This window comes from Streptomyces mangrovisoli (assembly GCF_000974985.2).
In the GTDB taxonomy this organism is placed as follows: domain Bacteria; phylum Actinomycetota; class Actinomycetes; order Streptomycetales; family Streptomycetaceae; genus Streptomyces; species Streptomyces mangrovisoli.
Genome location: NZ_LAVA02000115.1, coordinates 1 through 24,949 on the forward strand (window position 1 = coordinate 1; position 24,949 = coordinate 24,949).

The window sequence follows — 24,949 nt, forward strand, 5'->3', positions numbered from 1 at the left end:
GGCGATCACGGGGCGGGGGCGGGCGGGTACGGGCCGTGCAGGAAGCGCTTGCTACGTACACGTGCGTCGGTGCCGGTGAGTGCGGGACCAGGGTCGCCCGGGTCAGCCGGCGTAGGGGTCCGGGACCTGGCCGGGGCGGGCCAGGAACGTGAAGTCGCAGCCGGTGTCGGCCTGGGTGACGTGCTCCTCGTACAGCGCGCCGTAGCCGCGCTCGAAGCGGGCGGGCGGCGGCGTCCACGCGGCCCGCCGGCGCGCCAGTTCGGCGTCGTCCACGTCGAGCCGCAGGGTGCGCGCCTCGACGTCCAGGGTGATCAGGTCCCCGGTGCGCACCAGCGCCAGCGGGCCGCCGACGTACGACTCGGGCGCGATGTGCAGGACGCAGGCGCCGTAGCTCGTGCCGCTCATCCGGGCGTCGGAGATCCGCACCATGTCGCGGACCCCCTGTTTCAGCAGGTGGGCGGGGAGCGGCAGCATCCCGTACTCGGGCATTCCCGGGCCGCCCCTGGGGCCCGCGTTGCGCAGCACCAGCACACTGTCCGCGGTGATGCCGAGCGCGGGGTCGTCGATCGTGCGCTGCAGGGTGCGGTAGTCGTCGAAGACCACGGCGGGGCCGGTGTGCTTGAGCAGGTGCGGCTCGGCGGCGATGTGCTTGATGACGGCGCCGTCGGGGCAGAGGTTGCCGCGCAGCACCGCGACCCCGCCCTCCGGGGCGACGGGGTGGTCGCGGGGCCGGATCACGTCGTCGTCGTGGACCCGCGCGCCGGCGAGCTGTTCGCGCAGGGTGTCGTGCGCGACCGTGGGCCGGTCCAGGTGCAGCAGGTCGGGGATGCGGGACAGGAAGCCGGGCAGGCCGCCCGCGAAGTGGAAGTCCTCCATCAGATAGCGGTCGCCGCCGGGGCGGACGTTGGCGAGGACGGGGACCGTGCGGGCGATGCGGTCGAAGTCGTCGAGGGTGAGGCGGACCCCGGCCCGGCCCGCCATCGCGATGAGGTGGATGACGGCGTTGGTGGAGCCGCCGAGGCCGAGGACGGTGGTGACCGCGTCCTCGAACGCCTCGCGGGTGAGGATGTCGGAGAGCCTCCGGTCCCGGTGGACCAGCTCGACCGCGCGCAGTCCGGAGGCGGCCGCCATGCGGTCGTGCCCGGAGTCCACCGCGGGGATGCTGGACGCGCCCGGCACGGTCACGCCGAGCGCCTCGGCGGCGGCGGTGAGCGTGGAGGCCGTACCCATGGTCATGCAGTGGCCCGGCGAGCGGGCGAGTCCGCTCTCCAGCTCGCCCATCTCGCAGTCGCCGATGATCCCGGCGCGCCGGTCGTCCCAGTACTTCCACATGTCGGTGCCGGAGCCGAGCACTTCGCCGCGCCAGTGGCCGGGCAGCATGGGCCCGGCGGGCACGAACACGGCCGGCAGGCCGACGGACGCGGCGCCCATCAGCAGCGCGGGCGTGGACTTGTCGCAGCCGCCCATGAGGACGGCGCCGTCGACCGGGTACGAGCGCAGCAACTCCTCGGTCTCCAGGGCGAGAAGGTTGCGGTAGAGCATGGGGGTGGGCTTCTGGAAGGTCTCGCTGAGGGTCGCGACGGGGAACTCCAGCGGGAAGCCGCCCGCCTGCCAGACGCCCCGCTTCACCGCCTGCGCCCGGTCGCGCAGATGCACGTGGCAGGGGTTGATGTCGGACCAGGTGTTGAGGATCGCGATGACGGGCTTGCCGAGATGCTCCTCGGGCAGGTAGCCGAGCTGCCGGGTACGGGCACGATGACTGAAGGAGCGCAGCCCGCCGGTGCCGTACCACTGATGACTGCGCAGGTCCTCCGGACGTTTGCGGGCGGGGCGGTCGGGGGTGGGCCGGGCCGGGGGTTCGGTGCTGGTCATGCCGACCACCTTCCGGCCGTCGTCCGCGCCGACCAGGCCGCGGCGATGGCGGCGACCTCGGCACGCGCCTCGTGCGGCAGTTCGTGGCTCGGCGGGCGGACGTCGCGGCGGCACAGGCCCAGCGAGGCCAGGGCCTCCTTGACGACGGTGACGTTGTCGGCGGAGCCGTGCGCGGCCCGCAGTTCCTCGAAGCGGCGGATCCGCTCCCAGACCGTCATGGCGGCCCGGTAGTCACCCGACCGCAGCGCCTCGATCATGTCCAGCGAGACCGAGGGGGCCACGTTGACCAGGCCGGAGGTGAAGCCGGTGGCGCCCGCGGAGAAGTACGACGGCGCGTACGGCTCGGCCAGCCCGGCCACCCAGACGAAGCGCTCCAGGCCCGCGTCCCGGGCGAAGGCGGCGAACCGCGCCGCGTCCGGCACCGCGTACTTCACGCCCACGACGTTCGGGCAGGCGTCGGCGAGTTCGGCCAGCCGGGCGCCGGTGAGCTGCGCGTTGCGGATGTACGGCACCACGCCCAGGTCGGGCACCGCCGCCGCGACGGCCCGGTGGTAGGCGACCCAGCCGGCCTGCGCCACATAGGGGTGGACCGGCTGATGGACCATCACCATGCCGGCGCCGTGCTCGGCCGCGTGCCGGGCGGAGGCGACGGCGGTGGGCAGGTCGTGGCCGACGCCGACGAGGACCGCCGCGCGCCCGCCCGCCACCTCCAGCGTCAACTCCGTGACCAGGCGCCGCTCGTCGGGTGTGAGGGCGTAGAACTCGCCGGTGTTTCCGTTGGGGGTGAGGGTGGTGATCCCCCCGTCGAGCAGCCTGCGCAGCAGCACCCGGTGGGCGTCCCGGTCGATGCCGCCGTCCGCGGCGAACGGGGTCACCGGGATCGCCACCACGTCGGCGAGGGCCGCGCGTTGGGCGTCGAACGCCGTGCCGCTCATGCCCGGCCCTCCTCGGTGGCGGTCCGCGGGAACGCCCGCTCGACGAACGAGGCGATGTGGGCGCGGACCGCGTCGGCCGCGCCGTCGGCGTCGCCCGCCAAAGCCAGCCGCAGGATCTCCCGGTGCTCGCCGGCCTCCCGCTCCCACGACGGGTCGGTGGCCCAGGCGACGGCGGAGACCAGGGCGGCCTGGTCGCGGACCTCGTCGAGCATCCGGCCGAGCAGCGGGTTGCCGCAGGGCAGATACAGGGCGCGGTGGAACTCCCGGTTGGCGAGGGAGCGTTCGGCGGTGTCGGCGGCCCCGTCGGCACGGGTCAGCGCGTCGCGGGCGGCCTCCAGGGAGGCGCCGCGGCGCACCGCGCGGCGCACCGCCTCCGGCTCCAGGAGCAGCCGTACGTCGTAGACCTCGCGCGCCATGTCCGCGTCCACCATGCGCACCGTGACGCCCTTGTACTGGCTCATCACGACCAGTCCGGTGCCGGCCAGGGTCTTGAGCGCCTCGCGCACCGGGGTCTTGGACACCCCGAACTGCGCGGCGAGGTCGGTCTCGACCAGGGCCTGACCGGGTGTCAGCCGTCCGGTGAGGATGCGGTGTTTGATCGCGTCGAGCACGAACTGCGTGCGGGACGGGATCGGCAGGGGCACGGAGGTCATGCACGCCTCTCGTCGGTCGCGTTTCGGATCTCGTGTATCGCGTCTCATATATGACGTACGAGGTACGACGGGACGAAGGTAGGAGCGCCCGGGGGGTTCGTCAACGCCTTGCGCACAAGAAGTCGCCCCACTCGCCGCGGAGTTGGGGTGCGGTTCAGAAGGTGCGGGTCTCGCCCTCGCGCGCGGCGTCGGTCGGCCGGCCGGAGACCGCGGCCGCGCGGGCGGCCGCAGCCTCGCGGGTGAGGGTGGGGCCGACATGGGTGACGAGCAGCTGCCGCACCCGGGCGGTGCGGGCGATCCGGCCGGCGTCCTCCGGGGTCAGATGGACCTGTTCGCCTTCGCGATGCGCGTCGATGTCGGCCTCGCACAGGAACACCTCGGCTCCCGTGGCGAGTTGGACGAGCGCGTCGCACGGTCCGCTGTCCCCGGAGTAGGCGAGGACGCTGCCCTGGGACTCGGCGCGCAGCCCGTAGCTCTCGGTGTCGTGGGCGACGGCGCGGGCGGTGAGCCCGAGGTTCCAGTGCCGGACGGCGTGGCCGTCGTACAGGGGGCGGAAGTCCAGCACCCGGCCGAGGAAGCCGACGTCGGGCCGGCCGAAGAAGCCCGCGAGGCGGCGCGCGCAGTCGGGCGGCGCGTACACCGGGACCGGCGCGGGCGGGGTGAGGCCGCCGAACGCGAACGCGTAGGCCGCGGCGAGCAGATCGGCGCTGTGGTCGGCGTGCAGATGGGATATCCAGATGGCGGTGAGCCGGGAGGGATCCGTGTGCCGCTGCAACGCGGCGAACGTGCCGGGCCCCGCGTCCAGCCACACCTCGGCCCCTCCGCCGCGCAGCAGATAGCCGGAGCACGGGCGGTCCGGACCGGGGTGCGGGGAGGCGGTGCCGAGGACGGTGAGGCTGAGGGGCATGGTGGGGAGCGTACGGTTTCGTCCCCTTGGCCCGCTGCCGGTTTCGCCGCCTCCGCCCGCGACCAGCCCCCCCCACCGGGCCGCGGTCGACCACCAGAGCCCCTGAATGGCTACGGCTTCCAGGCCGGGTCCCGTCCGCTGAGGCCGACCGCCCGGTCGAGCAGGGGCGCCCCGTCCGGCACCGGCACGACGGGCCCGAAGATGCCGCCGCCGCGCGAGGGGTCCTCGGCCGCCGCGCGCAGGAAGCCGTACGACGCCTCCAGCGCCACCGGGTCCGGGTCGTACTCCTGGCCGGTGGCACGGGCCAGGTCCCAGCCGTGGATCACCAGTTCGTCGGCCGCGACCGCGGCGGCGACGGCACCGGGCAGGCTCACCCCGCCCGCACGGGTCACGCCGTCCCAGGCCGCGGGGTCGCGCCAGGCCTCGGCGAGTCCGTCGAGCACCTCGGGCAGCTCCCGCCGCCAGCCGGGGCCGATGTCGGGGGTACGGGCGTCGGGGGCGGTGTCGGTCGTGGCGCCGAGCCGCTTGCGCCCGGCGTCGCGGAACGCACCCGCGAGGCCGGTCAGATGCCCGAGCAGATTGCGCACGGCACACCCCGGGCACGGTGTGACGTCCGCGAGCTGCTCGTCGCGCACGCCCTCCGCCAGCCGGGCCACCACACGGGTCTGGGGGCCGAGGTCGAACATCGTGTCGGTCATGCCCTGCTCCTTCGGGATGCGCGGAGACCGCCGCGCACGGGACCGCGGGAGGGCGCGGTCGCCCTACGAGGGGTGACCGGCGGGGCCGCGGGAACTCATCGGCGCGACCCCCTCCGCAGGAGGAAATAGGGCACCTGACCGATGCCGCGGCCCCCGCCTCAGAACCACGATGACGTGCCATGAAGAAGCAGAACCGGACGGTGGCGCGGGTCCTCGGGGACCGCGCCGCGGGGCCGTATCTCGCCGGTGTGGTGGTCTCCTCCTTCGGCACGTCCGCGCTGGGGACGGTCGCCGGGGTGTGGGTGAAGGACCTCAGCGGCTCGAACACGCTGGCCGCGCTGTGCACGCTCGCGATGTGGCTGCCGACCCTGGCCGGTCCGGCGCTCGGCCTGCTCGCCGACCGGGTCCGGCGCAGGCCGCTGCTGATCGCGACCGACCTCGCCCTCGCCGCCGCCCTGCTCACGCTGTTCGCCGTGCGCTCCCCGGACCGCGTGTGGCTGCTGTTCACGGTCCTGCTGGTCTACGGCGCCGTGCTCGCCGTGCAGGACCCCGCGGAGTCGGCGCTGCTCGCGTCCGTCGTCGACGGGGAGCTGCTCGGCGATCTGAACGGGCTGCGGACGACCGCGGCGGAGGGCGTGCGGCTGCTCGCCCCGGCGGTGGGCGCGGGCCTGTACGCGGCGTACGGCGGCCCCGCGGTGGCGGGGGTGGACGCGGCGAGCTGCGCGGTCGCGGCGGCGGTGTGGCTGCTGGTGCGGGTCGCGAAGGAGCCGCCCCGGCCGACGGCCGACGGGACCTGGCGGGAGGCGACCGCGCAGGGCGCCCGGCAGCTGTGGGGGCACCCGCGGCTGCGCCCGCTGGTGCTCGCGGGCGGCGCGACCATGCTGCTGGCCGGGGTGAACGCCGCGACGACCTACGCCGTGGTCGACGCGCTCGGCCGCTCCCCCGCCTTCGTCGGTGTGCTGTCCACGGCGCAGGGCGCCGGTTCGGCGGTGGCCGGGCTGCTGTCCGGGCCCGCGCTGCGGCGACTCGGCGCGCTGAGGCTCGCGGCGGCGGGCATCGCCGTGGCCGCGCTCTGTGTGGCGGCCCGCGCGGTGCCCTACGACGTGGTGACGGTGGCGTGCAGCGCCGGGGTCGGTCTGGGGCTGCCCTGTGTGCTCGTCGCGGCGTTCACGGAGGTGCAGCGCGAGACGCCGGTCGAGCTGCTGGGCCGGGTGTCGGCCACGGCCGGCACGGTGGTCAACGCGCCGACCGTGCTCGGTCTCGGCGGCGGGGCGTGGCTGGTCGCGGTCGTGGACCAGCGGCTGCTGTCGGTGGCGACCGGCGCCCTGCTGCTCACCGTGGCCGCCGCCCTCACCCGCCCGCCCGCGACCGCCGCCCGTACGACCTCCGGGGAGCCGCCCCGCACCGCGGCCCCGCCGTCGGCCCGCACCGGCGCCGGGCCACCGGCCACCGCACCGCCCGGCGAACCGCGGTCCCCCGCGGCCGGGTGGCCGTCCGCTCACCCCGCCCGGAGGGCCTCGCGTACCGCGGACAGGTCGTCGTCCGATGCCAACCCGGCGTGATAGAGCCGCAGTTCGTTCGCGCCGAGGTCGCGGGCGCGGGCCGCGTCCGCGGCGAGGGCGGCCGGCCGGCCGCCCATCCCGGACACGATCGTGAAGTTGGCGGCGAGCACCGCGCCCCCGCGCCGGGCCTCCGCGAACGGGGTGAGCAGTCCGGCCCCGCCCGTGCAGGGCACGACCACGCCGTCCGCGACGGACAGGATGTGCGCCGGGTCCACGCCGGCGTTGGCGCCGCAGTGGTACGACACCGGGTCGGCGTGCAAAAGCACCCGGAAGCCCTCGGGCGCGGCGGCCCGCACGGCCGCCACGGCCGCCTCCTGGAGGGTGCGCGCGGTGCCGTCGCGCCAGGCGCGGATCGCGGCCGCGCGCCCCTCGCCGAGCAGCTTCTCCACGCCCGGCCAGCCGCCGTCGGACGGCGCGCCGCGCCAGACGGGCTCCAGCGCGGACCGTACGGCGGCGGCCAACGCGTCGGCGTCCAGGCCCTGTTCGCCGTAGCCGGTCCGGCACCGCGGGCAGAAGCAGAGCGCCATCAGGTAGGCGCCCGCGTCACCGAGTCCGACCCCGCTGGTCTTGTCGTGGGCGTGCAGGTGCGTGAGGCCGTACCAGCCGAGGGACTCCAGTTCGGTGCCGCGCGCGCCGGGGCGGACCGCCGCCTCGGCGGCGAGGTCGACGAGGAGGGCGCGGGTGGCGGGCTGCGCGATGCACGGCGCCCACGGGTAGCGGTCGCCGTAGGCGTTGACCACCGAGGTGTCCGGATGCTCCGCGCCCAGGCGGGAGTTGTGCGCGAGGACGACCCAGGTGTGCACGTCGAGGCCCGCGTCGGCGAGCGCGGCGGCGGCCTCGCCGTACGCGTCGCCCGGCGCCCAGTCGCCCGCCGGGTACGGCCGCAGGGCGCGGCCCGACCACCGCTCGCCCGGCGGGTAGAGCACGGCGGCGTGCTCGGCGGTGACGATCCGGTGGCGCGGATGCCGGGGGGTCAGCGCGCGGGTGGAGTGGTAGGCGGCGGCGAGCGTCACCTGGGCCACGCCGAGGGACGCGGTGCGCGCGGCGGCGTCCGGGTCGCCGACGACGTCCCAGGGGTAGAGGAAGGCCGAGGTCCTCACGCGTCCTCCTTGAGCAGCGCCTGGCCGCGCTCGATGATCAGGGCGAGTTGCTTGACGTGGTCCTCGGGCGGCTCGTGCAGCGGCGGCCGCACCTCCCCGACGTCCAGGCCGCTCAGCCGTACGCCCGCCTTGACGAGGGAGACGGCGTAGCCGCGGCCCTGGGCGCGCAGTTCGACGAAGGGGCGGTAGAAGCCGTCGAGGAGGCGGTGCGCGGTGGTGTCGTCGCCGGTGCGCAGCGCCGTGTGGAAGGCGAGGGCGATCTCGGGGGCGAAGCAGAAGACGGCCGAGGAGTAGAGGGTGATGCCGAGGGCGCGGTAGGCGAGCTGGGTCTGCTCGGCGGTGGGCAGGCCGTTGAAGTAGAGGAAGTCGCCGGGGACTTCGGTGCGCACCGCGCTGACGATCCGCTGCATCAGGTCGAGGTCGCCCAGTCCGTCCTTGAAGCCGATGACGCCCTCGGTCCGGGCGAGCCGGACGACGCTCCGCGGGGTGAACACGGCGTTGTCGCGCTGGTAGACGATCAGCGGCAGGCGGGTCGCGGCGGCCAGCTCCCGGTAGTGGCGCAGCAGCCCTTCCTGCGCCGCGAGGACGAGATAGGGCGGCATGGCGAGCAGGGCGTCGGCGCCCGCCTCCTCGGCCAGCCGGGCGTAGCGGACGGCGAGCGCGGTGCCGTACCCGGCGCCCGCGACGACCGGGACGCGTCCGTCCGCGGCCTCGACGGCCGCGCCGACCGCGGCCCCGAACTCCTCGGGGGTGAGCGCGTGGAACTCGCCGGTGCCGCAGCAGGCGAACACGGCGGCGGCCCCGGCGTCCACCCCTCGGCGGACATGGGCGCGGTAGACGTCCAGGTCGAGGGCGCCGTCGGGGCCGTAGGCGGTGACGGGGAAGAACAGCGGCCCGCTGGGGTTGCGGAGCCGAGCGGCGAGGGGGGCAGACGTCACGGGCTCTCCCTGTTGGTGCACGCCTATGATCGGTGTCCATATTCCTGAACGGAGCCACGCTAAAGCGCGCCAGAGGGCCGGTCAAGCGGGCATACCCGCTCCTGAGGGACGGATCGGATCCCCCGCCCGCCCCCGGCGTGCACCCCTGGGAGCGGGCGGAATCCTCCCGAGGAGCGGACCGGCCCCTCCCACCACGCGGGCGGAGATGCCCCGCGCACCCCCGGGAAGCGGCCCGCGGCACCCCGCCGCACCCCGCACGCCCTTGACGGGACGGGCTCGCACTCCTTAGCGTGTCCATGAATGTGAATGCTGTGCACAAATGCGGCCACCCGCACCCCGGACAGCGCCACGGCCGTGCAGCCGACACCAGGAGGCCGACGATGCCCGCTCCCCGCACCGTTCTGCTCACCGGCGCCGCCGGCGGGCTCGGCACCTTGATGCGGGGCCTGCTCCCCGGCCACGGCTACACCCTGCGCCTGTTCGACCTGCGCCCGATCGAGGACGCGCCGGAGGCGATCACCGCGGACCTCTCCGACAAGGACGCGCTGCGCGAGGCCGTCCGGGGCGTCGACGCGATCGTGCACCTCGCGGGCATCTCCCTGGAAGCACCCTTCGAGAAGATCCTGAAGTCGAACATCGAGGGCACCTACAACCTCTACGAGGCGGCCCGCGAGGAGGGCGTCCCCCGGATCGTCCTCGCCTCCTCCAACCACGCCGTCGGCTTCACCCCGCGCCCCCGGGGCGACGACCCGCTGATCCCGGTCGACACCCCGCGCCGCCCCGACACCTTCTACGGCCTGTCGAAGTCCTTCGGCGAGGACCTCGCCCAGCTCTACTGGGACAAGCACGGCCTGGAGACGGTCTCCGTGCGCATCGGCTCCTGCTTCCCCGAGCCGACCAGCGTGCGGATGCTCTCGGTGTGGATGAGCCCCGCCGACGGCGCCCGCCTCTTCCACGCGGCCCTGACCGCCGAGGGCGTCGGCCACACCGTCGTCTACGGCAGCTCCGCCAACACCCGCCTGTGGTGGGACCTTTCGAGCGCGCGCGCCCTCGGCTACGAGCCGCGGGACGACTCGGAGCCGTACGCCGCCGAACTGATCGCCGAGCACGGCGAGTTGGAGGACGGCAACCCGGCGCACGCCTGCCTCGGCGGGCACTTCGTGACCGACCCGCCGATCTGGCCGTACTGACGGACGGAGCGGCCCGGACCGAGCCGGGCCGGGCCGACCGAGAGAAGGCGTGGCCCGGACCGAGCCGGGCCGAGCGAGAGAAGGCGTGGCCCGGACCGAGCCGGGCCGACCGAAGGACGGCGTGGCCCGGACCGGGCCGACCGCGGGCGGGCACCGAACGGGCCCGCCCGCTCCCGCATTCGGGCACGGAACCTGCCCGCTCTCCCGCCGCACCCCGTGGCCGCGCAGGTCCACGACGGGCACGCCGCCGCGCGAACGGGCACACCCGGGCAGCATCGGGCCCGCAACAGGCCTGGTCCGTGCGGTGTGCCCGCTGTAGAACTTCCCCCATGAGTCCGAACGGGCAGCTCCGCGGCGAGGGAGGCGACACCATGGGCGCACGGACGGCGGAGGAGCGTCAGCGGGAGATCGTGCGGGCCGCCCGCGCCACCGGCTCGGTCGACGTCACCGCGCTCGCCGCCGACCTGGGCGTGGCGAAGGAGACCGTGCGACGGGATCTGCGCGCCCTGGAGGACCACGGACTGGTGCGCCGCACCCACGGCGGCGCCTACCCCGTGGAGAGCGCGGGGTTCGAGACCACGCTCGCCTACCGTGCCACCAGCCATGTCCCCGAGAAGCGCCGGATCGCCGCCGCGGCGGCCGACCTGCTCGGGGACGCGGAGACGGTCTTCGTCGACGAGGGGTTCACCCCGCAGCTGATCGCCGAGGCGCTGCCCACCGACCGCCCGCTCACCGTGGTCACCGCTTCCCTGCCGGTCGCCGGGGCGCTCGCGGGGGCCGGGAACGTCTCCGTGCTGCTGCTCGGCGGCCGGGTGCGGCCCGGCACCCTGGCGACCGTCGACCACTGGACGACGAAGATGCTGGCCGGCTTCGTCGTCGACCTCGCGTACATCGGCGCCAACGGCATCTCCCGCGAGCACGGCCTGACCACCCCGGACCCGGCCGTCGGCGAGGTCAAGGCGCAGGCCGTGCGGGCGGCGCGGCGGACCGTGTTCGTCGGCGTGCACACCAAGTTCGGCGCGGTCAGCTTCTGCCGGTTCGCCGAGGTCGGCGCGTTGGAGGCGATCGTGACCAGCACCCTGCTGCCCGCGGCCGAGGCGCACCGGTACGCGCTGCTGGGGCCGCAGGTCGTACGGGTCTGACCCGGCGGCCCACCCGCGTACGGGTCCGACCCCGGCGGCCCACCCGGGTACGGCACAAGGCGCACGACACACCACGCACCACACACCACGCACGACGCACGGCACGCCCGACTGTGCCCCATATGCACACATTCACCCCCTCCAAGTCCAGGAGCGATTCATGCGAACCCCGAGCCGACGACGGCCACCGCGAGCGCTGCTCGCCTGCGCCGCCGCAGGGACGCTGCTCGCCCCGCTGCTCTCCGGCTGCTGGGCCGGGGCCGGCGGGGCAGGCTCCGGCGGCGACTCGATCAACGTCCTGATGGTCAACAACCCCCAGATGACCGAGCTCCAGAAGCTCACCGCCGCCCACTTCACGAAGGAGACCGGCATCAAGGTCAACTTCACCGTGCTGCCGGAGAACGACGTCCGCGACAAGATCAGCCAGGACTTCGCCAACCAGGCCGGCCAGTACGACGTGGCGACCCTGTCCAACTACGAGATACCGATCTACGCCCGCAACGGCTGGCTGCACGAGATGGACTCGTACGTGGCGAAGGACCCCGGCTACGACGAGCAGGACATCCTGAAGCCGATGCGGCAGTCGCTGACCGCCGACGACGGCAAGCTCTACGGGCAGCCGTTCTACGGCGAGTCGTCGTTCCTGATGTACCGCAAGGACGTGTTCGCGAAGAAGGGCCTGACCATGCCCGCGCACCCCACCTGGCAGCAGGTGGCGGACCTCGCGGCGAAGGTGGACGGCGCCGAGTCCGGCATGAAGGGCATCTGCCTGCGCGGACTGCCCGGCTGGGGCGAGCTGATGGCACCGCTGACCACGGTCGTGAACACCTTCGGCGGCACCTGGTTCGACACCCGGTGGAAGGCGCGGCTGGACTCCCCCGCCTTCGAGAAGGCGACGAAGTTCTACGTCGGTCTCGTGCGCGCGCACGGCGAGTCGGGAGCCGCCCAGTCCGGGTTCGCCGAATGCCTCAACGACATGACCCAGAGCAAGGTCGCCATGTGGTACGACGCCACGTCCGCGGCCGGACTGCTGGAGGCGGCGGACTCCCCGGTGAAGGGCAAACTCGGTTACGTGCCCGCCCCGGTGGAGCAGACGGAGTCCTCCGGCTGGCTCTACACCTGGGCCTGGGGCATCCAGAAGGCGTCCCACAATGCCGACAAGGCATGGCAGTTCGTCTCCTGGGCGTCGGGCAAGGGGTACGAGCAGCTCGTCGGCGAGACGAGCGGCTGGGCGAACGTGCCCGCCGGGAAACGGGCTTCGACCTACGAGAACGCCGACTACCGCACGTCCGCGGCCTCCTTCCAGGAGATGACGAAGGACGCCATCGAGAACGCCCGGCCGAACGACCCCGGGGTGCAGCCACGGCCCGCGCCCGGCATCCAGTTCGTCGGCATCCCCGAGTTCACCGACCTCGGCACCAAGGTCTCCCAGGAGATCAGCGCGGCCGTCGCCGGACGCCAGTCCGTCGCGGAGGCCCTGAAGAAGTCGCAGGCGCTCGCCGAGCGCATCTCCGAGGAGTACCAGGGACGATGACCGCCACGACCGCGGCCCCCGTGGCCGCTCCCGCCGTCCGGGCCGGCCGGCCGCCCTCCGCGCGGCTGCGCGCGTGGGCCACCCGCGCCCCGCTGATGCCCGCCCTCGTCTTCATGATCGTCGTGACCCAACTCCCGTTCGTGGCCACGGTGGTGATCTCCTTCTTCGACTGGAACGCCCTCTATCCGAAAGCCCGCCGCTTCACCGGCCTCGACAACTACCACCAGGTGCTCACGGACGCCGACCTGCGCCACTCGGTGTGGACGACGGTCCTGCTCACCGTCGCCGTGGTGCTGGCCAGCCTGGTCCTCGGCCTCGGCCTCGCACTGCTGCTCGACCGCCGCTTCCGCGGCCGGGGCGTGGTCCGCACCCTGCTGATCGCCCCGTTCCTGGTGGTCCCGGTGGCCGCGGCGCTGCTGTGGAAGCACATCCTGTACAACCCCGAATACGGGCTGTTCAACGGCCTGTTGCACTATGTCGGCGGCCCGCAGCCGGACTGGATCTCGCGCACCCCGCTGCTCGCGGTCGAGGCGTCGCTGGTGTGGCAGTGGACTCCGTTCATGATGCTGATCCTGCTCGCCGGGCTGCAGAGCCGCGACCACGAGCAGCTCGAGGCGGCCCGGGTGGACGGCGCGAGCGACTGGCAGGTGTTCCGGTATCTGACCCTGCCGCATCTGCGCCGCTACCTCGAACTGGGCGCACTGCTCGGCTCGATCTACATCGTGCAGAACTTCGACGCCGTCTTCACCCTCACCTCCGGCGGGCTCGGCACCGCCAACCTGCCCTACACCGTGTACCAGAGCTTCTACCAGGCCCACGAGAACGGCCTCGCCTCGGCCGCGGGCGTGCTGGTGGTCATCGGCTCCATCGTCATCGCGACCCTCGCCCTGCGCGTGGTGTCGTCCCTGTTCCGCGAGGAGGTGTCGCGCGCATGAGCACAGCAGCCGCGGCCGGAGACGCCGGCCGCCCGAAGAGCCGTACCGGGGACGGCGGACCGGAACGGGCCGGCCGCGGGGCAGGTCCCGGCGGGGCCGGCCGCCGGGCCGGGGGCCGCCGCCGCGGGGGCACCGGCCTCGCGCTGGCGGCCTGGGTGGCCGGGATCGTGTTCTTCCTCCCCCTCGCCTGGATGGCGCTGACGTCCTTCCACTCCGAGCAGGACGCGGCTACCAACCCGCCGTCCTTCGGCGCCTCGCTCACCCTGGACGGCTACCGCGAGTTCTTCGGCACCGGCGGCGGCGCGAGCCCTTGGCCCGCGCTGACCAACTCAGCTGTGGCGTCGGTGACTTCGACGTTGCTCGTGCTGCTGCTCGCGCTGCCGGCGGCGTACGCGCTGTCGATCCGGCGGGTGCGCAAGTGGACGGACGTGCTGTTCTTCTTCCTGTCCACGAAGATGCTCCCGGCGGTGGCGGGGCTGCTGCCGGTCTACCTGTTCGCGAAGAACGCCGGGCTGCTGGACAACATCTGGCTGCTCGTCGTCCTCTACACGTCGATGAACCTGCCGATCGCGGTGTGGATGATGCAGTCGTTCCTCGCGGAGGTCCCGGTCGCGGTGGTCGAGGCGGCCCGGGTCGACGGGGCCCGGCTGCCCACGATCCTCGCCCGCGTGGTCGCCCCCATCGCCCTGCCCGGCATCGCCGCGACCGCGCTGATCTGCTTCATCTTCAGCTGGAACGAGCTGCTGTTCGCCCGCGTGCTGACCGGTGTGGTCGCGGAGACCGCGCCTGTCTTCCTGACCGGCTTCATCACCAGCCAGGGCCTGTTCCTGGCGAAGGTCGCCGCGGCCTCGCTCGTCGTCTCCCTGCCGGTGCTCGCCGCGGGGTTCGCCGCCCAGGACAAACTGGTCCAGGGCCTGTCGTTGGGAGCCGTGAAATGAGGGCCGCCGTCATCGAGTCCGTGGGCCGCGCCGTGGTCGGCGAGGTCCCGGACCCGGCGCCAGGGCCGCGCGAGGTGGTCGTGGAGGTCGCCGCCTGCGGCCTGTGCGGCACCGATCTGCACATCCTCCAGGGCGAGTTCGCGCCCGAGCTGCCGATCGTGCCGGGGCACGAGTTCGCGGGCGAGGTGGTCGGGGTGGGCACCCGGGTGACGGAGGTCGCGGTGGGCGACCGGGTCGCCGTGGACCCGTCGCTGTACTGCTTCGAGTGCCGCCAGTGCCGTGGCGGACACAACAACCTCTGCGAGCGGTGGGCCGCGATCGGTGTCACCACGGCGGGCGGCGCCGCCCGGTACGCGGTGGCACCGGTCGCCAACTGCGTGAAGCTGCCCGAGCACGTCCGCACCGAGGACGCGGCCCTGATCGAACCGCTGTCGTGCGCGGTCCGCGGCTACGACGTGCTCGCCTCCCGCCTCGGCGCCCATGTGCTGATCTACGGCTCCGGGACGATGGGGCTGATGATGCTGGAACTGGCCAAGCGCACGGGCGCGGCGAGCGTGGACGTCGTCGACGTGAACCCCGCCCGACTGGCGACCGCCCGCCGGCTGGGCGTGTCGGCCGCGGCGGGCGGCGCGGACGAGCTGGACCGGCCGCAGGGCTGGGACCTGGTGGTCGACGCGACCGGCAACGCGGCCGCGATCCAGGACGGCCTGGACCGGGTCGCGAAGGCCGGCACCTTCCTCCAGTTCGGGGTGGCCGACTACGCGACCCGGGTGAGCATCGACCCGTACCGCATCTACAACCAGGAGATCACCATCACCGGCTCGATGGCCGTGCTGCACAGCTTCGAGCGGGCCGCCGAGCTGTTCGCGAACGGGATCCTCGACCCGGACGTGTTCATCAGCGACCGCATCCCGCTGGAGCGCTACCCCGAGGCGCTGGAGCAGTTCCGGGCGGGGGTGGGGCGGAAGATCGTCGTGGTGCCGTAGGGGAGGCGGGGTGCCGTGGGGGAGGTGGTGGTGCCGCAGAAAAAGGCGGGGCGCGCCCCGGCGGGCGGGCGGTTCACACCACCGGTCCTGGTAAGGGAACGGTAAAGCGGGTTCGTTCGTTCTTGGGGGCATGACAGCTATGACCCCTGGCTCGAACATCCCTCTCACCGCCTCCCGGGTGGCGGTGGACGTCGCCGCTCCCGTGCGGCTCGACGTGTCGGGCCTGCTGCTGACCTCCGACGGCAAGGTCCGCTCGGACGACGACTTCATCTTCTACAACCAGCCCTCCGGACCGGGCGTGACGTACCGGTCGGGCGGCGGCGCGGCCCCCGACTCGATCACGGTCGACACGGCCGCCCTGCCGCCCGGCATCGAGAAGGTCGTCGTCACGGCGAGCCCGGACGCCGCGGGCCAGACCTTCCAGGGCATCGAGCCCACGGCCACGATCCGCGACGCGGGCGACGGCAGCGTGCTGGCCACGTTCACGCCGCCGCAGCTCGGCACGGAGACGGCCCTGGTCGTGGTGGAGATCTATCTGCGCGGCGGCCAGTGGAAGGCCCGCGCGGTGGGCCAGGGGTACGCCGACGGACTGGCGGGCATCGCCACCGACTTCGGCGTGAGTGTGGAGGAGCCCGCCGCCCCGGCGGCCCCGGTCGCGCCGCCGCAGCCCGTGGCCCCGCCGCAGCCGACCGCGCCGCAGCCCGTCCCCCCGGCTCCCGTCGCGCCGCAGGCACCGCCCGCCGCGCCGGCCGCGCCCGCCCCGGGCGCCGGGAAGATCAACCTGGACAAGGGCCGGGTCAGCCTCCAGAAGAACCAGACGGTGTCGCTGGTCAAGGGCGGCCGGCCGCTGCTCTCCCTGGTCAAGATGGGCCTGGGCTGGGAGCCCGCCTACCGCGGCGGCAACATCGACCTCGACGCGTCGGTCATCGCCTACGGCCCCCAGCGCAACCACGTCGACAGCTGCTACTTCGGCAAGCTGTCCATCCTGAACGGCGCGGTCAAGCACTCCGGCGACAACCTCACCGGCGAGGGCGGGGGCGACGACGAGGTGATCGTGGTCGACCTCGGCCGGATCCCGCAGGAGGTCACAGGCCTGGTCTTCACCGTGAACTCGTTCTCCGGACAGAAGTTCACCGACATCGCCAAGGCGTACTGCCGGCTGGTGGACGCCGCCACGGACGAGGAGCTGGTCCGCTTCGACCTCACCAACGCCGAGGCGCAGACGGGTGTGCTGATGGCCAAGCTGGTGCGCCAGTTCTCCGGCGAGTGGGACATGACCGGCCTCGGCGACTTCGTGAAGGCGCGCACGGTCCGGAACATGGTGGACCCGGGCGCGAAGGCGCTGTAGCCGCACCCCTCACGATCCGCCGTCACGCGGGAACGGGCGCCCCGGCCGGGGCGCCCGTTCCCGCGTGACGGCGCGCGCCCGCTCGCGCCCCGCGACGGCGGCGGTCGGCCCTACGGCCGCAGCCCCTCCGTCAGCAGCAGCAGATAGCGGCGGATGTGCGCGCCCCGGCCGTCGGCGAGTTCGGAGGCCGTCGAGATGCCGTGGGCCAGGCGCAGCACGTCCACCGGCTCCAGGTCCGGGCGCAGGGTGCCCTCCTTCTGCGCGGCGCCGACCAGCCGGCCGGCCGCGTCCTTCATGAAGGTCCCGCAGGCGGTGACGGCGGCCGAACTGCCGTCCGTGACGGCCGAGCCCAACAGGGTCTTCAGGCCGCGCACCTCGATGGTGCCGACGCACACCTCGTACAGCCACTCGATGAGCGCCTCGCCCGGGGGCAGTTCCCGCGCGATCTCGTCCGCGCGCAGGCCGAGCGCCTCGATCCGGTCGACGTACGCCGCCTCCAGCAGGGCCTGCCGGGTCGGGAAGTGCCGGTAGAGCGTGCCGGAGCCGACCCCCGCGCGCTTGGCGATGTCGTCGAGGGAGGCGTTCTCCCCATGCTCGGCGAACGCCTCGGCCGCCGCCTTCAGCAGCCGTTCGTAGTTGCGCCGCGCGTCCGCGCGCATGGGCCTGACCTGCGTCATCCAGTTACTCCTTGCGAACCGGGGACCCTCTCCGTATCGTACCTGGCATTAAACGGAGACAGTCCCCGCTTTCTGTCTCCGCCTGATGCGGCCCGTCTGCGGGCTTGTCCGTGCTGCCCGCATACTCCTCCACCCCCGCCCCGGGACACCAGACAGTGACTCCAGACAGGGAGCGCCCCATGTCCACGTCGTCCAGCCCCGCCCCGCCGTCCGGCCCGACCGCCGCGCCGACCGGCCCGACCGCGCGGGAGGCGGGGCCACCGGCCCGGCTCGGCGCGGTGCTCGCCGTCATCGTCACCGCGTACCTGATGGTGGGCGTCGACTCCACCGTGGTGAACGTCGCGTTACCCGACATCCAGCGGGACCTCGGGTTCAGCCGCACCGGGCTGTCCTGGGTCCTCAACGCCTACACGCTCGCGTTCGGCGGGCTGCTGCTGCTCGGCGGCCGGATCGGCGACCTGCTCGGCCGCCGCCGCACCCTGGCGACGGGCGTGCTGCTGTTCGCCGGCTCCTCGCTGCTCGGCGGGCTCGCCACGGACAGCGCCTGGCTGCTCGCCGCCCGCGCGCTCCAGGGCGTCGGCGCCGCCCTCACCGCTCCGAGCACCCTCGCCCTGATCACCACCAACTTCCCCGAGGGCCCGCGCCGCCACCACGCCCTCGGCGTGTACTCGTCCATGGCCGGCATCGGCGCCTCCCTCGGCCTGGTCGTGGGCGGGATGCTCACCTCGTGGGCGTCCTGGCGCTGGGCCCTGCTGATCAACGTGCCGATCGGTGTCGCCGTCGCCGCCGCGCTGCCCCGCTTCGTCACCGAGACCCCGCGCCACGCGGGCCGCTTCGACACGGCGGGCGCGCTCACCGGCACGGCCGGGACCACCGCGCTGGTCGCCGCGTTCATCCGGGTCTCCGAGGCCGGGTGGAGCGACACCCGGGCCCTGCTGGCGTTCAGCGCGGCCGCGGCGCTGCTCGCGGGCTTCACCCTGATCGAGTCCCGGGCCGGTCAACCGGTGCTGCCGCTCGGCTTGTTCGCCGACCGTGACCGCGCGGGCGCCTACGCCGGGATCCTGCTGCTGCCCGCGGGCATGTTCGGGGCGTTCTACTTCCTCACCCTGATCACCCAACAGGTGCTGCACTACAGCCCGTTGCGTGCCGGACTGGCCTTCCTGCCGATGACGCTCACCATGTTCGCGACGGTGCGGCAGGTGCCCCGGCTGCTGCCGCGCACCGGCGCGAAGCCGCTGCTGCTGACCGGCATGGGGCTGCTGGCCGGCGCGGCCGCATGGCTGTGGCGGCTCGCGCCCGGCGACGGCTACGCGGCCGGACTGCTCGGCCCGCTGCTGCTGCTCGGCGTGGGCGTCGGCCTCAGCTTCATGCCGCTGAACGCCACCGTGCTCGCCGGGGTGCGGCCGCGCGAGGCGGGCGCGGCCTCCGGGCTGTTGCAGACCCTCCAGTGGCTCGGCGGCACCCTCGGACTGTCCGTCCTGGTCACGGTCTACGGCACCGCGACCCGCCAGGCCCACGGCTCCCCGTCCGCCGTCCTCACGCAGGGCGCGGCCCGCGCGTTCGGCGTCGGCGCCCTGATCGCGCTGACCGCACTGGTGGTGACGGCGGCGACGATCAGGGGCCGGACCCGGAAGGCGGACTGAGGCGTCACCGGCCGTCGGACGCCCGCTCGGGCACCGTCCACGGCCAGGCCCCGTCCCGCCCGCTCTCGATCAGCGAGACCATGCGGAACGCCGCGTCCGACAGGCCGCCGAAGGTGTGCCGGCCGGGGCCGCCGGACGGACCGTGGCCCGCGCGGTAGCCGGCCAGGTTCCAGGTGTAGACCGGCACGTCGGCGGGGACCTGGGCGGTCGGCTCGCCGTGGGGGCTCGGCGCGTACTGCTCGTCGGTGACGATCAGCACCCGGTCGTGCCCCCGGTAGTGGGCACGCACCGCCCCGGTCGTGTCGGTGCCGCCCAGGTCGCCGAAGCGGCCGAGGGCCTTCAGCACCGACTCGCCCCGCCGCAGCCGCACCTTCTTGCTGGTGGTGCCGAACTCGACGAGGTCCGCGTCGGCCGCGCGCAGCGCGAGCGCCGTGCCGAAGACCGCGGCCGCGTCCGCCCGGGTCAGCTCCGAGCGGTCCGACATCCGCGAGTAGAACATCGAGCCCGAGCGGTCCACGAGCACCAGGGTGCGGCCCGGCAGCGCGGGCACGGCGGCCAGCGAGTGGCCGAGCGCCTGCTCCAGCGGGTACGACCAGCGCAGCGACGGCGCGTGCCGGTACGCGGCGAGGTAGCGGAAGGGGAACTGGCGCGAGCGGGCGACCTGGACCGGGTCGCTGATCCGCGCCGCGACCCGCGCGGCCACCTCGTCGGACACCCCGGCCTCGTCGAAGTTGCGCAGGTTGCGCACCAGCGCCATGGCGCCCATGGACGGGATCACGGCCTCCCAGGCCACCTTGTCCATCGGACCCTGGAGCCACCCGGCGAGCGCCTCCCAGGTGATCCCGGCCGCCGCGAGCCGCTCGGCGCCGCCGGCCGACGCGACCAGCGCCCGGCGCTCCTCGACCGGCACCGCCATCAGCTCGCGGTGCGCGCCGAGCACGGGGCTGGAGCCGGGCGGCAGCGCGGACTCCGGGTGGTGCCGGCGGTCCAGCGCGTACCGGAACAGCTCGCCCTGCCACGGCTTGGCGGGGTCCGGCGACGCGTGCACCAGGTTGAGGACGTCACCGAAGCGGTAGCCCTTGGCCGCGGTGTCGTACTTCAGCAGCGACTTGCCGTCGTAGAGCCGTCGTACGGCGTCGGCGATGCCGCGCTTGACGGGCTTGGGGACGGTGCGGCCGTAGGCCGTGGTCCAGTAGGCGAGCAGCTCGCCGGGCTCGTCCGGGCGGCGCAGCACGGAGGCGACGACCTCACGGTTCGTGGGGCCGTCGTCGGCTCCGGCCGCGAGGCGCGCCCGCACGTACTCGGCGGCGCCGACGATCGCGGCGGTACGGATGTTGCCCTCGCCGCGCAGCCAGCGCAGCAGGCCGGCCGTCCAGGCCGGGTCGGAGACGGCGAGTTCGCGCACGAGCGCGGCGAACCGGTCGTCGCGGTCGGCGCCGCTCTCGTAGAAGGTCTGCTGCGTGACGAGGTTGCCGATGGCGAGCAGGAACAGCTCGGAGCGCGCGTCCCGCTCGTGACCGCGGCCGCCCTCGTAGGTGCGCAGCACCCGGCCGGTGGAGGTGACTCGCGAAGTGGGCCGCGCGCGGGCGGCCTTGGTGTTGAATCGCGCCATGGTGAATTCCCCCGAATTCGTGGGTGTTTCGTAGGGAGGCGCGACAAAGGGAGGGTGCCCGAGAACAGGGATCGGCGACGGTTTCTGTTCACCCGGCGCGTCTTCCGGTTCCGCCACATCGACCCGAAGTCGATGACGGGATTCGAACCCGCAACATACCGTGCCCCGAAGTAACCGCTGCCCGCGCACCGGGCACCCACCCGGAGTTGCGCCTCCCGAGATCAGATCGGCTGCGGCCTGGGATTCTCTGAGAAAGAAGGAGCCGCCGCCCGCGCACCGGGAGGTGCATGAAGTTGTGGTGTCCAGAGATCGAGGCCGGCGGAACCGACAAGGTGCTCTGACCCCTGAGCTACACCGGCGCGTGGTGCCGGTGGCGGGACTCGAACCCGCGGCCGCCCCATTATGAGTGGAAGTAGGTCCTGCCTTCGCACCTGGACGTGCATCACTCTAGGAGGCGTGCCGTGGGGCGGGCCAACGATTTAAATGCCGCCGGCCCGCCGGGAATTCGGGGGCGGATCAGCCGCGCTTCTGCCGCTTCCAGGGGCCGGTGATCGCGAGCATGATGCCGGGGACCTGGATGTTGGCGAACAGGGTCCGGCCGTCGGGCGAGAACGTGACACCGGTGAACTCGCTGTACTCGGGCGCCTCTTCGGTGCCGATGTTCAGCTCGTTGCGGGCGATCGGGTAGGTGCGGCCGCTGTCGGTGGCGCCGAACAGGTGCTGGACGCCCTCGCCGTCCTCCGCGATGACCAGGCCGCCGTACGGCGAGACGGTGATGTTGTCGGGGCCGTCGAAGGCGCCGTCCACGGCAGGGTCGGGGTTGACGCCGATGAGGACCTTCAGGGTGAGGGTGCGGCGCCGGGGGTCGTAGAACCACACCTGGCCGTCGTGCTGGAGGGGGCTCTCCGCGCGGGCGTAGGAGGAGACGATGTAGGTGCCGCCGTCGCCCCACCACATGCCTTCGAGCTTGCGGGCGCGGGTGACCTGGCCGTCCGTGAACTGCTTGCGCACGGAGGTGGACCGCGCGTCGCGGTCGGGCACGGTCACCCAGTCGACGCCGTAGACGGTGCCGATCCTCGTGGCGCGCGAGAGGTCGTCGACGAACTGGCCGCCGGAATCGAAGCACTTGAACGCCTGGAGCGTGCCGGCGTCGTCGGCGAGGGCGCGCAGCCGGCCGCGGCCGTGGTGGAAGCCCTGCGGCGGACTCCAGCGGTACAGGGAGCCGTTCGGTCCGGCCGCGTCCTCGGTGAGGTAGAGATGACCCCGCTTGGGGTCGACGACGACGGCCTCGTGGGCGTAACGGCCCAGCGCCTTCAGCGGCTTGGGGTCGCGGTTGGCCCGGCGGTCCTCGGGGTCGACCTCGAAGACATAGCCGTGGTCCTTGGTCATGCCGTTCTGGCCGGCCTTGTCCTCGGTCTCCTCACAGGTGAGCCAGGTGCCCCAAGGGGTGTTGCCGCCCGCGCAGTTGGTGGAGGTGCCGGCGATGCCCACCCACTCGGCGACCTGGTCGCGCCGCACCTCGACGACCGTGCAGCCGCCGGAGGCCGCGGGGTCGTAGACCAGGCCGTCGGTGAGCGGGACGGGGTGCGGCCACTTGGCGCGGGGGCCGTTCAGCTCGTGGTTGTTGACCAGGAGGGTGGCGCCGCGGGGGCCCTCGAAGGTGGAGGTGCCGTCATGGTTGGACGGGGTGAACTCGCCCGACTCCAGCGTGGTGCGGCCGCTGTAGGTGATGATCCGGTAGTCGAACCCGGCGGGGAGGGCGAGGATGCCGTCGGGGTCGGGCAGCAGCGGCCCGTAACCGAGCCGGCTCTGCCCGCGGCCCTGTTCCTCCCCCACGACCTCGGTGTCCGTGGCCGCGAGGGCGTTCGGCGCGGTGGCGAGCGCGCCGACGCTGCCCGCCAGCGCTACGCCGGCCGAGGTGATCGCGGACTTTCTGGCGAAGTCCCTGCGGGTGAGCGACATGGTGTCTCCTGTGACGGTGGGTGTGCCGTGGAGGGTGGCGGGCGTGCCTCAGCTCGCCGCCACCGTGCCGTTCGCCGCTGAACGCCAGTTGAACACCGGGCGACCGCGCCGCCCCCTCTTCCATGAATCCGTACAGCCACCCCCACGAACTCCCCAAGCGGCCCCGCCACCCACGGCCTGTCAGGCCCCGATCCTGAGCCGCGGACCCGTACCGGCCGCTCGCACGTGCGGGCCGGTGGGGGCCGGTCGCGCGGTTCCCCGCGCCCCTGACGGGGCGCACCCCACAGCCCGCCTCAGGGCAAACCCCCAGGGGCGCGGGGAACTGCGCGAACGACCCCCACGCAGCCGCACACAACCACGACCTTCGACCGCGGGCCCGTGGAGGGCCGATCGCGCGGTTCCCCGCGCCCCTGACGGGGCACACCCCACAGCCCGCCTCAGGGCAAACCCCCTCAGGGGCGCGGGGAACTGCGCGAACGAGCCCCGCCCAGCCGCACACGACCACGACCTTCGACCTCGGGCCCCTGAAGGGCCGCGCAGTGCCCCGCGGCCCTTCAGGGCGCAACCCTGAACGTGCCTCAGGGGCACACCCCGCCGAGCCGACCGCAGGTCACCCCCGCTGGGACCGCGCCTTGAACGCCGCCTTGCGGGCCTCCTTCGCGATCTTCTTGTCCGGGTGCAACCGCCCCATCGCGTCGAGGACGTCGGCCGTCGCCGGGTGGTCCACCCGCCAGGCGACCCCGAAGAACCCGCCGTGCTGCGCGGCCAGGCCCTCGACCAGGCCCTGGAGCTCCTCGGAGTTGCCCTCGGCCGCGAGCTGGGCGGCCAGCGTGTCGATGGTCAGCCAGAACACCATCTGCTCGGACGGCGCGGGCACGTCCGGCAGGCCCTGCTCGCTCAGCCAGACCCGGGCGAGACCGCCGAGTTCGGGATCCGCGAGGACCTCCCGCAGCGCGGGCTCCGCCTCCGCGCCGACCAGCGACAGCGCCTGCTGGCAGCGCAGCCGCCGCAACGGCGCCCCCGCGTCCGAGCCGCGCGCCGCGGTGAGCAACTCCCGCGCGGCCGCGAGCGGTTCGCGGCGGGCCAGCCACAAGTCGGTCTCCGCGAGCGCGGCCCGCGGCCCGAACCCGGACGTGCCGTCCAGCAGGACGTCCGCGCCCTCGTCCGCGAGGTCGCCGACCGCGGGCGCGCCGAACCCGGCGTCCAGCAGCCGGGCCCGCAGCCCGTAGCCACCGAGCGGGGTGAGCCGCACCATGCCGTAGCGGGAGACGTCGGTGTCGTCGTCCGGGCCGCCCGCGTCCTCCGCGCCCGCGGCCTCCGCCATCAGCGCCTCGTCGACCGGCCGGTACTCCACCAGGCCCATCGGCGCGAGCAGCCGGAACTGGTCGTCGAGCCGGACCATCGCGTCCGAGACCTGCTCCAGGACGTCGTTGGTCGGCTCCCCCATGTCGCTCGGCACGAGCATGGAGGCGGCGAGCGCGGGCAGCGGCACGGGGCCCTCGGGGCCGTCCTCGGTGACCGTGAGGAGATAGAGGTTGGCCAGCACCCCGTCGAGGAACGCGGCCTCGGCCTCCGCCTCCCGCTGCCAGTCGAGTGACGCGAAATCGACCTCGCCGCCCTCCTGCTGGGCGGCCGCGAGATCGTCCAGATCGGGCAGGCTCGCGTCGGCGAGCACGGTCTCCAGTCCGGTCAGCCACAGCGCGAGCACGTCGTGCGGCGCGCCGCCGGTGAGCACGGCGAACTCCTCGCCCGCCGCGACGGCGCCGCTCTCCTCGTCGGCGATCTCGATCAGACCGGTGTCGACCGCGACCCGCCAGGCGAGCGCCGCGTCGGCCTGCGCGTCCTCGCCGGTCAGTTCCAGCACCTCGGCGGCGGCCGGAAGCTGCTCCTCCACCAGCCCGCCGCCCGCGTCGATCCGGGTGTCGGGCCCGGCCCAGCGGGCGAGGCGGGCGGCCCGGGACAGCAACGGCGTGGACAGCGCGTCGCGCGCCAGCTCCGCTTCGGGGTGCAGCCGCAGCGGCGGCAGGGGGGAGCTGTCTGACATCGGCTGGTTCTCCTCGGGCGCCTCGAAGGCCGTACGGCTCCATCGCGTACGGCCTCTCCATCGCGTACGGCAACCTGAATCCCGTACGACGACTGAGCCCCTGACGGCCGTCCGGGAGGCCGGGGGCCGTCGCGGGGGCTCAGCCGCTCAGCCTAGACGGATTTCGTCCGATGCCGCCCGGTTCCCGTCCCCGCCGCCCGGCGCACATGGCCGAAACCTTGACAAGTGACATGTCCACACAGGAGATTGACGCGCGTAGAAGTCGGGGGACAT

General features: G+C 73.9%; 20 protein-coding genes. 9 read left to right on the forward strand and 11 right to left on the reverse strand.

From position 1 onward, the window contains the following. Positions 1-102: 102 nt before the first annotated feature. The 5 genes from araD to WN71_RS35755 form a co-directional block, all read right to left on the reverse strand. Entirely contained in the window at positions 103-1,872 is a 1,770-nt protein-coding gene (gene araD, locus WN71_RS35735; protein ID WP_046592110.1) for an L-arabinonate dehydratase, read from the reverse strand. After that, positions 1,869-2,807, reverse strand: coding sequence for a dihydrodipicolinate synthase family protein (locus WN71_RS35740; protein ID WP_046592099.1), 939 nt, complete (start codon positions 2,805-2,807; stop codon positions 1,869-1,871). The genes araD and WN71_RS35740 overlap by 4 nt, the downstream gene beginning before the upstream one ends. After that, positions 2,804-3,460, reverse strand: coding sequence for a GntR family transcriptional regulator (locus WN71_RS35745; RefSeq protein ID WP_046592098.1), 657 nt, complete (start codon positions 3,458-3,460; stop codon positions 2,804-2,806). The genes WN71_RS35740 and WN71_RS35745 overlap by 4 nt, the downstream gene beginning before the upstream one ends. A 154-nt stretch (positions 3,461-3,614) precedes the next feature. After that, a complete protein-coding gene (locus tag WN71_RS35750; protein WP_046592097.1) occupies positions 3,615-4,367 on the reverse strand; it encodes an MBL fold metallo-hydrolase in 753 nt (250 codons plus the stop codon). 110 nt (positions 4,368-4,477) lie between these two features. Then, positions 4,478-5,065 carry a TIGR03086 family metal-binding protein gene (locus WN71_RS35755; RefSeq protein ID WP_046592096.1) on the reverse strand — a complete coding sequence of 196 codons (588 nt, stop codon included), beginning with the start codon at positions 5,063-5,065 and terminating at the stop codon, positions 4,478-4,480. A 179-nt stretch (positions 5,066-5,244) separates the two neighbouring features. On the opposite strand from WN71_RS35755, the gene WN71_RS35760 reads away from it, so the two are divergent. Continuing rightward, positions 5,245-6,627, forward strand: a complete 1,383-nt coding sequence (locus tag WN71_RS35760) for an MFS transporter (RefSeq protein ID WP_063777740.1) — start codon at positions 5,245-5,247, stop codon at positions 6,625-6,627. Here the strand turns inward: WN71_RS35760 and WN71_RS35765 are convergent. Beyond that, positions 6,564-7,727 carry a hypothetical protein gene (locus WN71_RS35765; protein WP_046592095.1) on the reverse strand — a complete coding sequence of 388 codons (1,164 nt, stop codon included), beginning with the start codon at positions 7,725-7,727 and terminating at the stop codon, positions 6,564-6,566. The two genes, WN71_RS35760 and WN71_RS35765, sit on opposite strands and share 64 nt — an antisense overlap. Further along, on the reverse strand, positions 7,724-8,665 hold the full coding sequence (locus WN71_RS35770) for a 5-dehydro-4-deoxyglucarate dehydratase (RefSeq protein WP_046592094.1): 942 nt from the start codon (positions 8,663-8,665) through the stop codon (positions 7,724-7,726). The genes WN71_RS35765 and WN71_RS35770 overlap by 4 nt, the downstream gene beginning before the upstream one ends. A 380-nt stretch (positions 8,666-9,045) precedes the next feature. On the opposite strand from WN71_RS35770, the gene WN71_RS35775 reads away from it, so the two are divergent. The 7 genes from WN71_RS35775 (at position 9,046) to WN71_RS35805 (ending at position 16,738) form a co-directional block, all read left to right on the forward strand. Further along, positions 9,046-9,855: an NAD-dependent epimerase/dehydratase family protein gene (locus WN71_RS35775; protein WP_046592093.1), complete on the forward strand. Its 810-nt coding sequence runs from the start codon at positions 9,046-9,048 to the stop codon at positions 9,853-9,855. A 371-nt stretch (positions 9,856-10,226) separates the two neighbouring features. After that, positions 10,227-10,997: a DeoR/GlpR family DNA-binding transcription regulator gene (locus WN71_RS35780; RefSeq protein ID WP_046592092.1), complete on the forward strand. Its 771-nt coding sequence runs from the start codon at positions 10,227-10,229 to the stop codon at positions 10,995-10,997. 160 nt (positions 10,998-11,157) lie between these two features. Next, positions 11,158-12,531, forward strand: a complete 1,374-nt coding sequence (locus WN71_RS35785; protein ID WP_046592091.1) for an ABC transporter substrate-binding protein — start codon at positions 11,158-11,160, stop codon at positions 12,529-12,531. Continuing rightward, positions 12,528-13,466, forward strand: coding sequence for a carbohydrate ABC transporter permease (locus tag WN71_RS35790; RefSeq protein ID WP_046592090.1), 939 nt, complete (start codon positions 12,528-12,530; stop codon positions 13,464-13,466). The genes WN71_RS35785 and WN71_RS35790 overlap by 4 nt, the downstream gene beginning before the upstream one ends. Further along, entirely contained in the window at positions 13,463-14,404 is a 942-nt protein-coding gene (locus WN71_RS35795) for a carbohydrate ABC transporter permease (RefSeq protein ID WP_240529883.1), read from the forward strand. The genes WN71_RS35790 and WN71_RS35795 overlap by 4 nt, the downstream gene beginning before the upstream one ends. Continuing rightward, positions 14,401-15,390: a zinc-dependent alcohol dehydrogenase family protein gene (locus tag WN71_RS35800; protein WP_046592089.1), complete on the forward strand. Its 990-nt coding sequence runs from the start codon at positions 14,401-14,403 to the stop codon at positions 15,388-15,390. The genes WN71_RS35795 and WN71_RS35800 overlap by 4 nt, the downstream gene beginning before the upstream one ends. A gap of 139 nt (positions 15,391-15,529) precedes the next feature. Beyond that, positions 15,530-16,738 (forward strand): TerD family protein, encoded by a 1,209-nt coding sequence (locus tag WN71_RS35805; protein ID WP_046592088.1) that lies wholly within the window; start codon positions 15,530-15,532, stop codon positions 16,736-16,738. Between the two features lie 110 nt (positions 16,739-16,848). On the opposite strand, the gene WN71_RS35810 is transcribed toward WN71_RS35805, so the two are convergent. Next, complete coding sequence (locus WN71_RS35810) at positions 16,849-17,415, reverse strand: TetR/AcrR family transcriptional regulator (RefSeq protein WP_046592087.1); 567 nt, start codon at positions 17,413-17,415, stop codon at positions 16,849-16,851. Between the two features lie 179 nt (positions 17,416-17,594). Between WN71_RS35810 and WN71_RS35815 the strand changes: the two genes are divergently transcribed. Continuing rightward, complete coding sequence (locus tag WN71_RS35815; protein ID WP_046592086.1) at positions 17,595-19,058, forward strand: MFS transporter; 1,464 nt, start codon at positions 17,595-17,597, stop codon at positions 19,056-19,058. Positions 19,059-19,062: 4 nt separating this feature from the next. Here WN71_RS35815 and WN71_RS35820 read toward each other — a convergent pair whose 3' ends face one another. The 3 genes from WN71_RS35820 to WN71_RS35830 form a co-directional block, all read right to left on the reverse strand. Continuing rightward, positions 19,063-20,670 carry a TROVE domain-containing protein gene (locus WN71_RS35820; protein ID WP_046592085.1) on the reverse strand — a complete coding sequence of 536 codons (1,608 nt, stop codon included), beginning with the start codon at positions 20,668-20,670 and terminating at the stop codon, positions 19,063-19,065. A gap of 516 nt (positions 20,671-21,186) precedes the next feature. After that, positions 21,187-22,632, reverse strand: a complete 1,446-nt coding sequence (locus WN71_RS35825) for an alkaline phosphatase PhoX (RefSeq protein ID WP_046592084.1) — start codon at positions 22,630-22,632, stop codon at positions 21,187-21,189. 610 nt (positions 22,633-23,242) lie between these two features. Continuing rightward, positions 23,243-24,676, reverse strand: a complete 1,434-nt coding sequence (locus tag WN71_RS35830; RefSeq protein ID WP_046592083.1) for a hypothetical protein — start codon at positions 24,674-24,676, stop codon at positions 23,243-23,245. Positions 24,677-24,949: the final 273 nt, after the last annotated feature.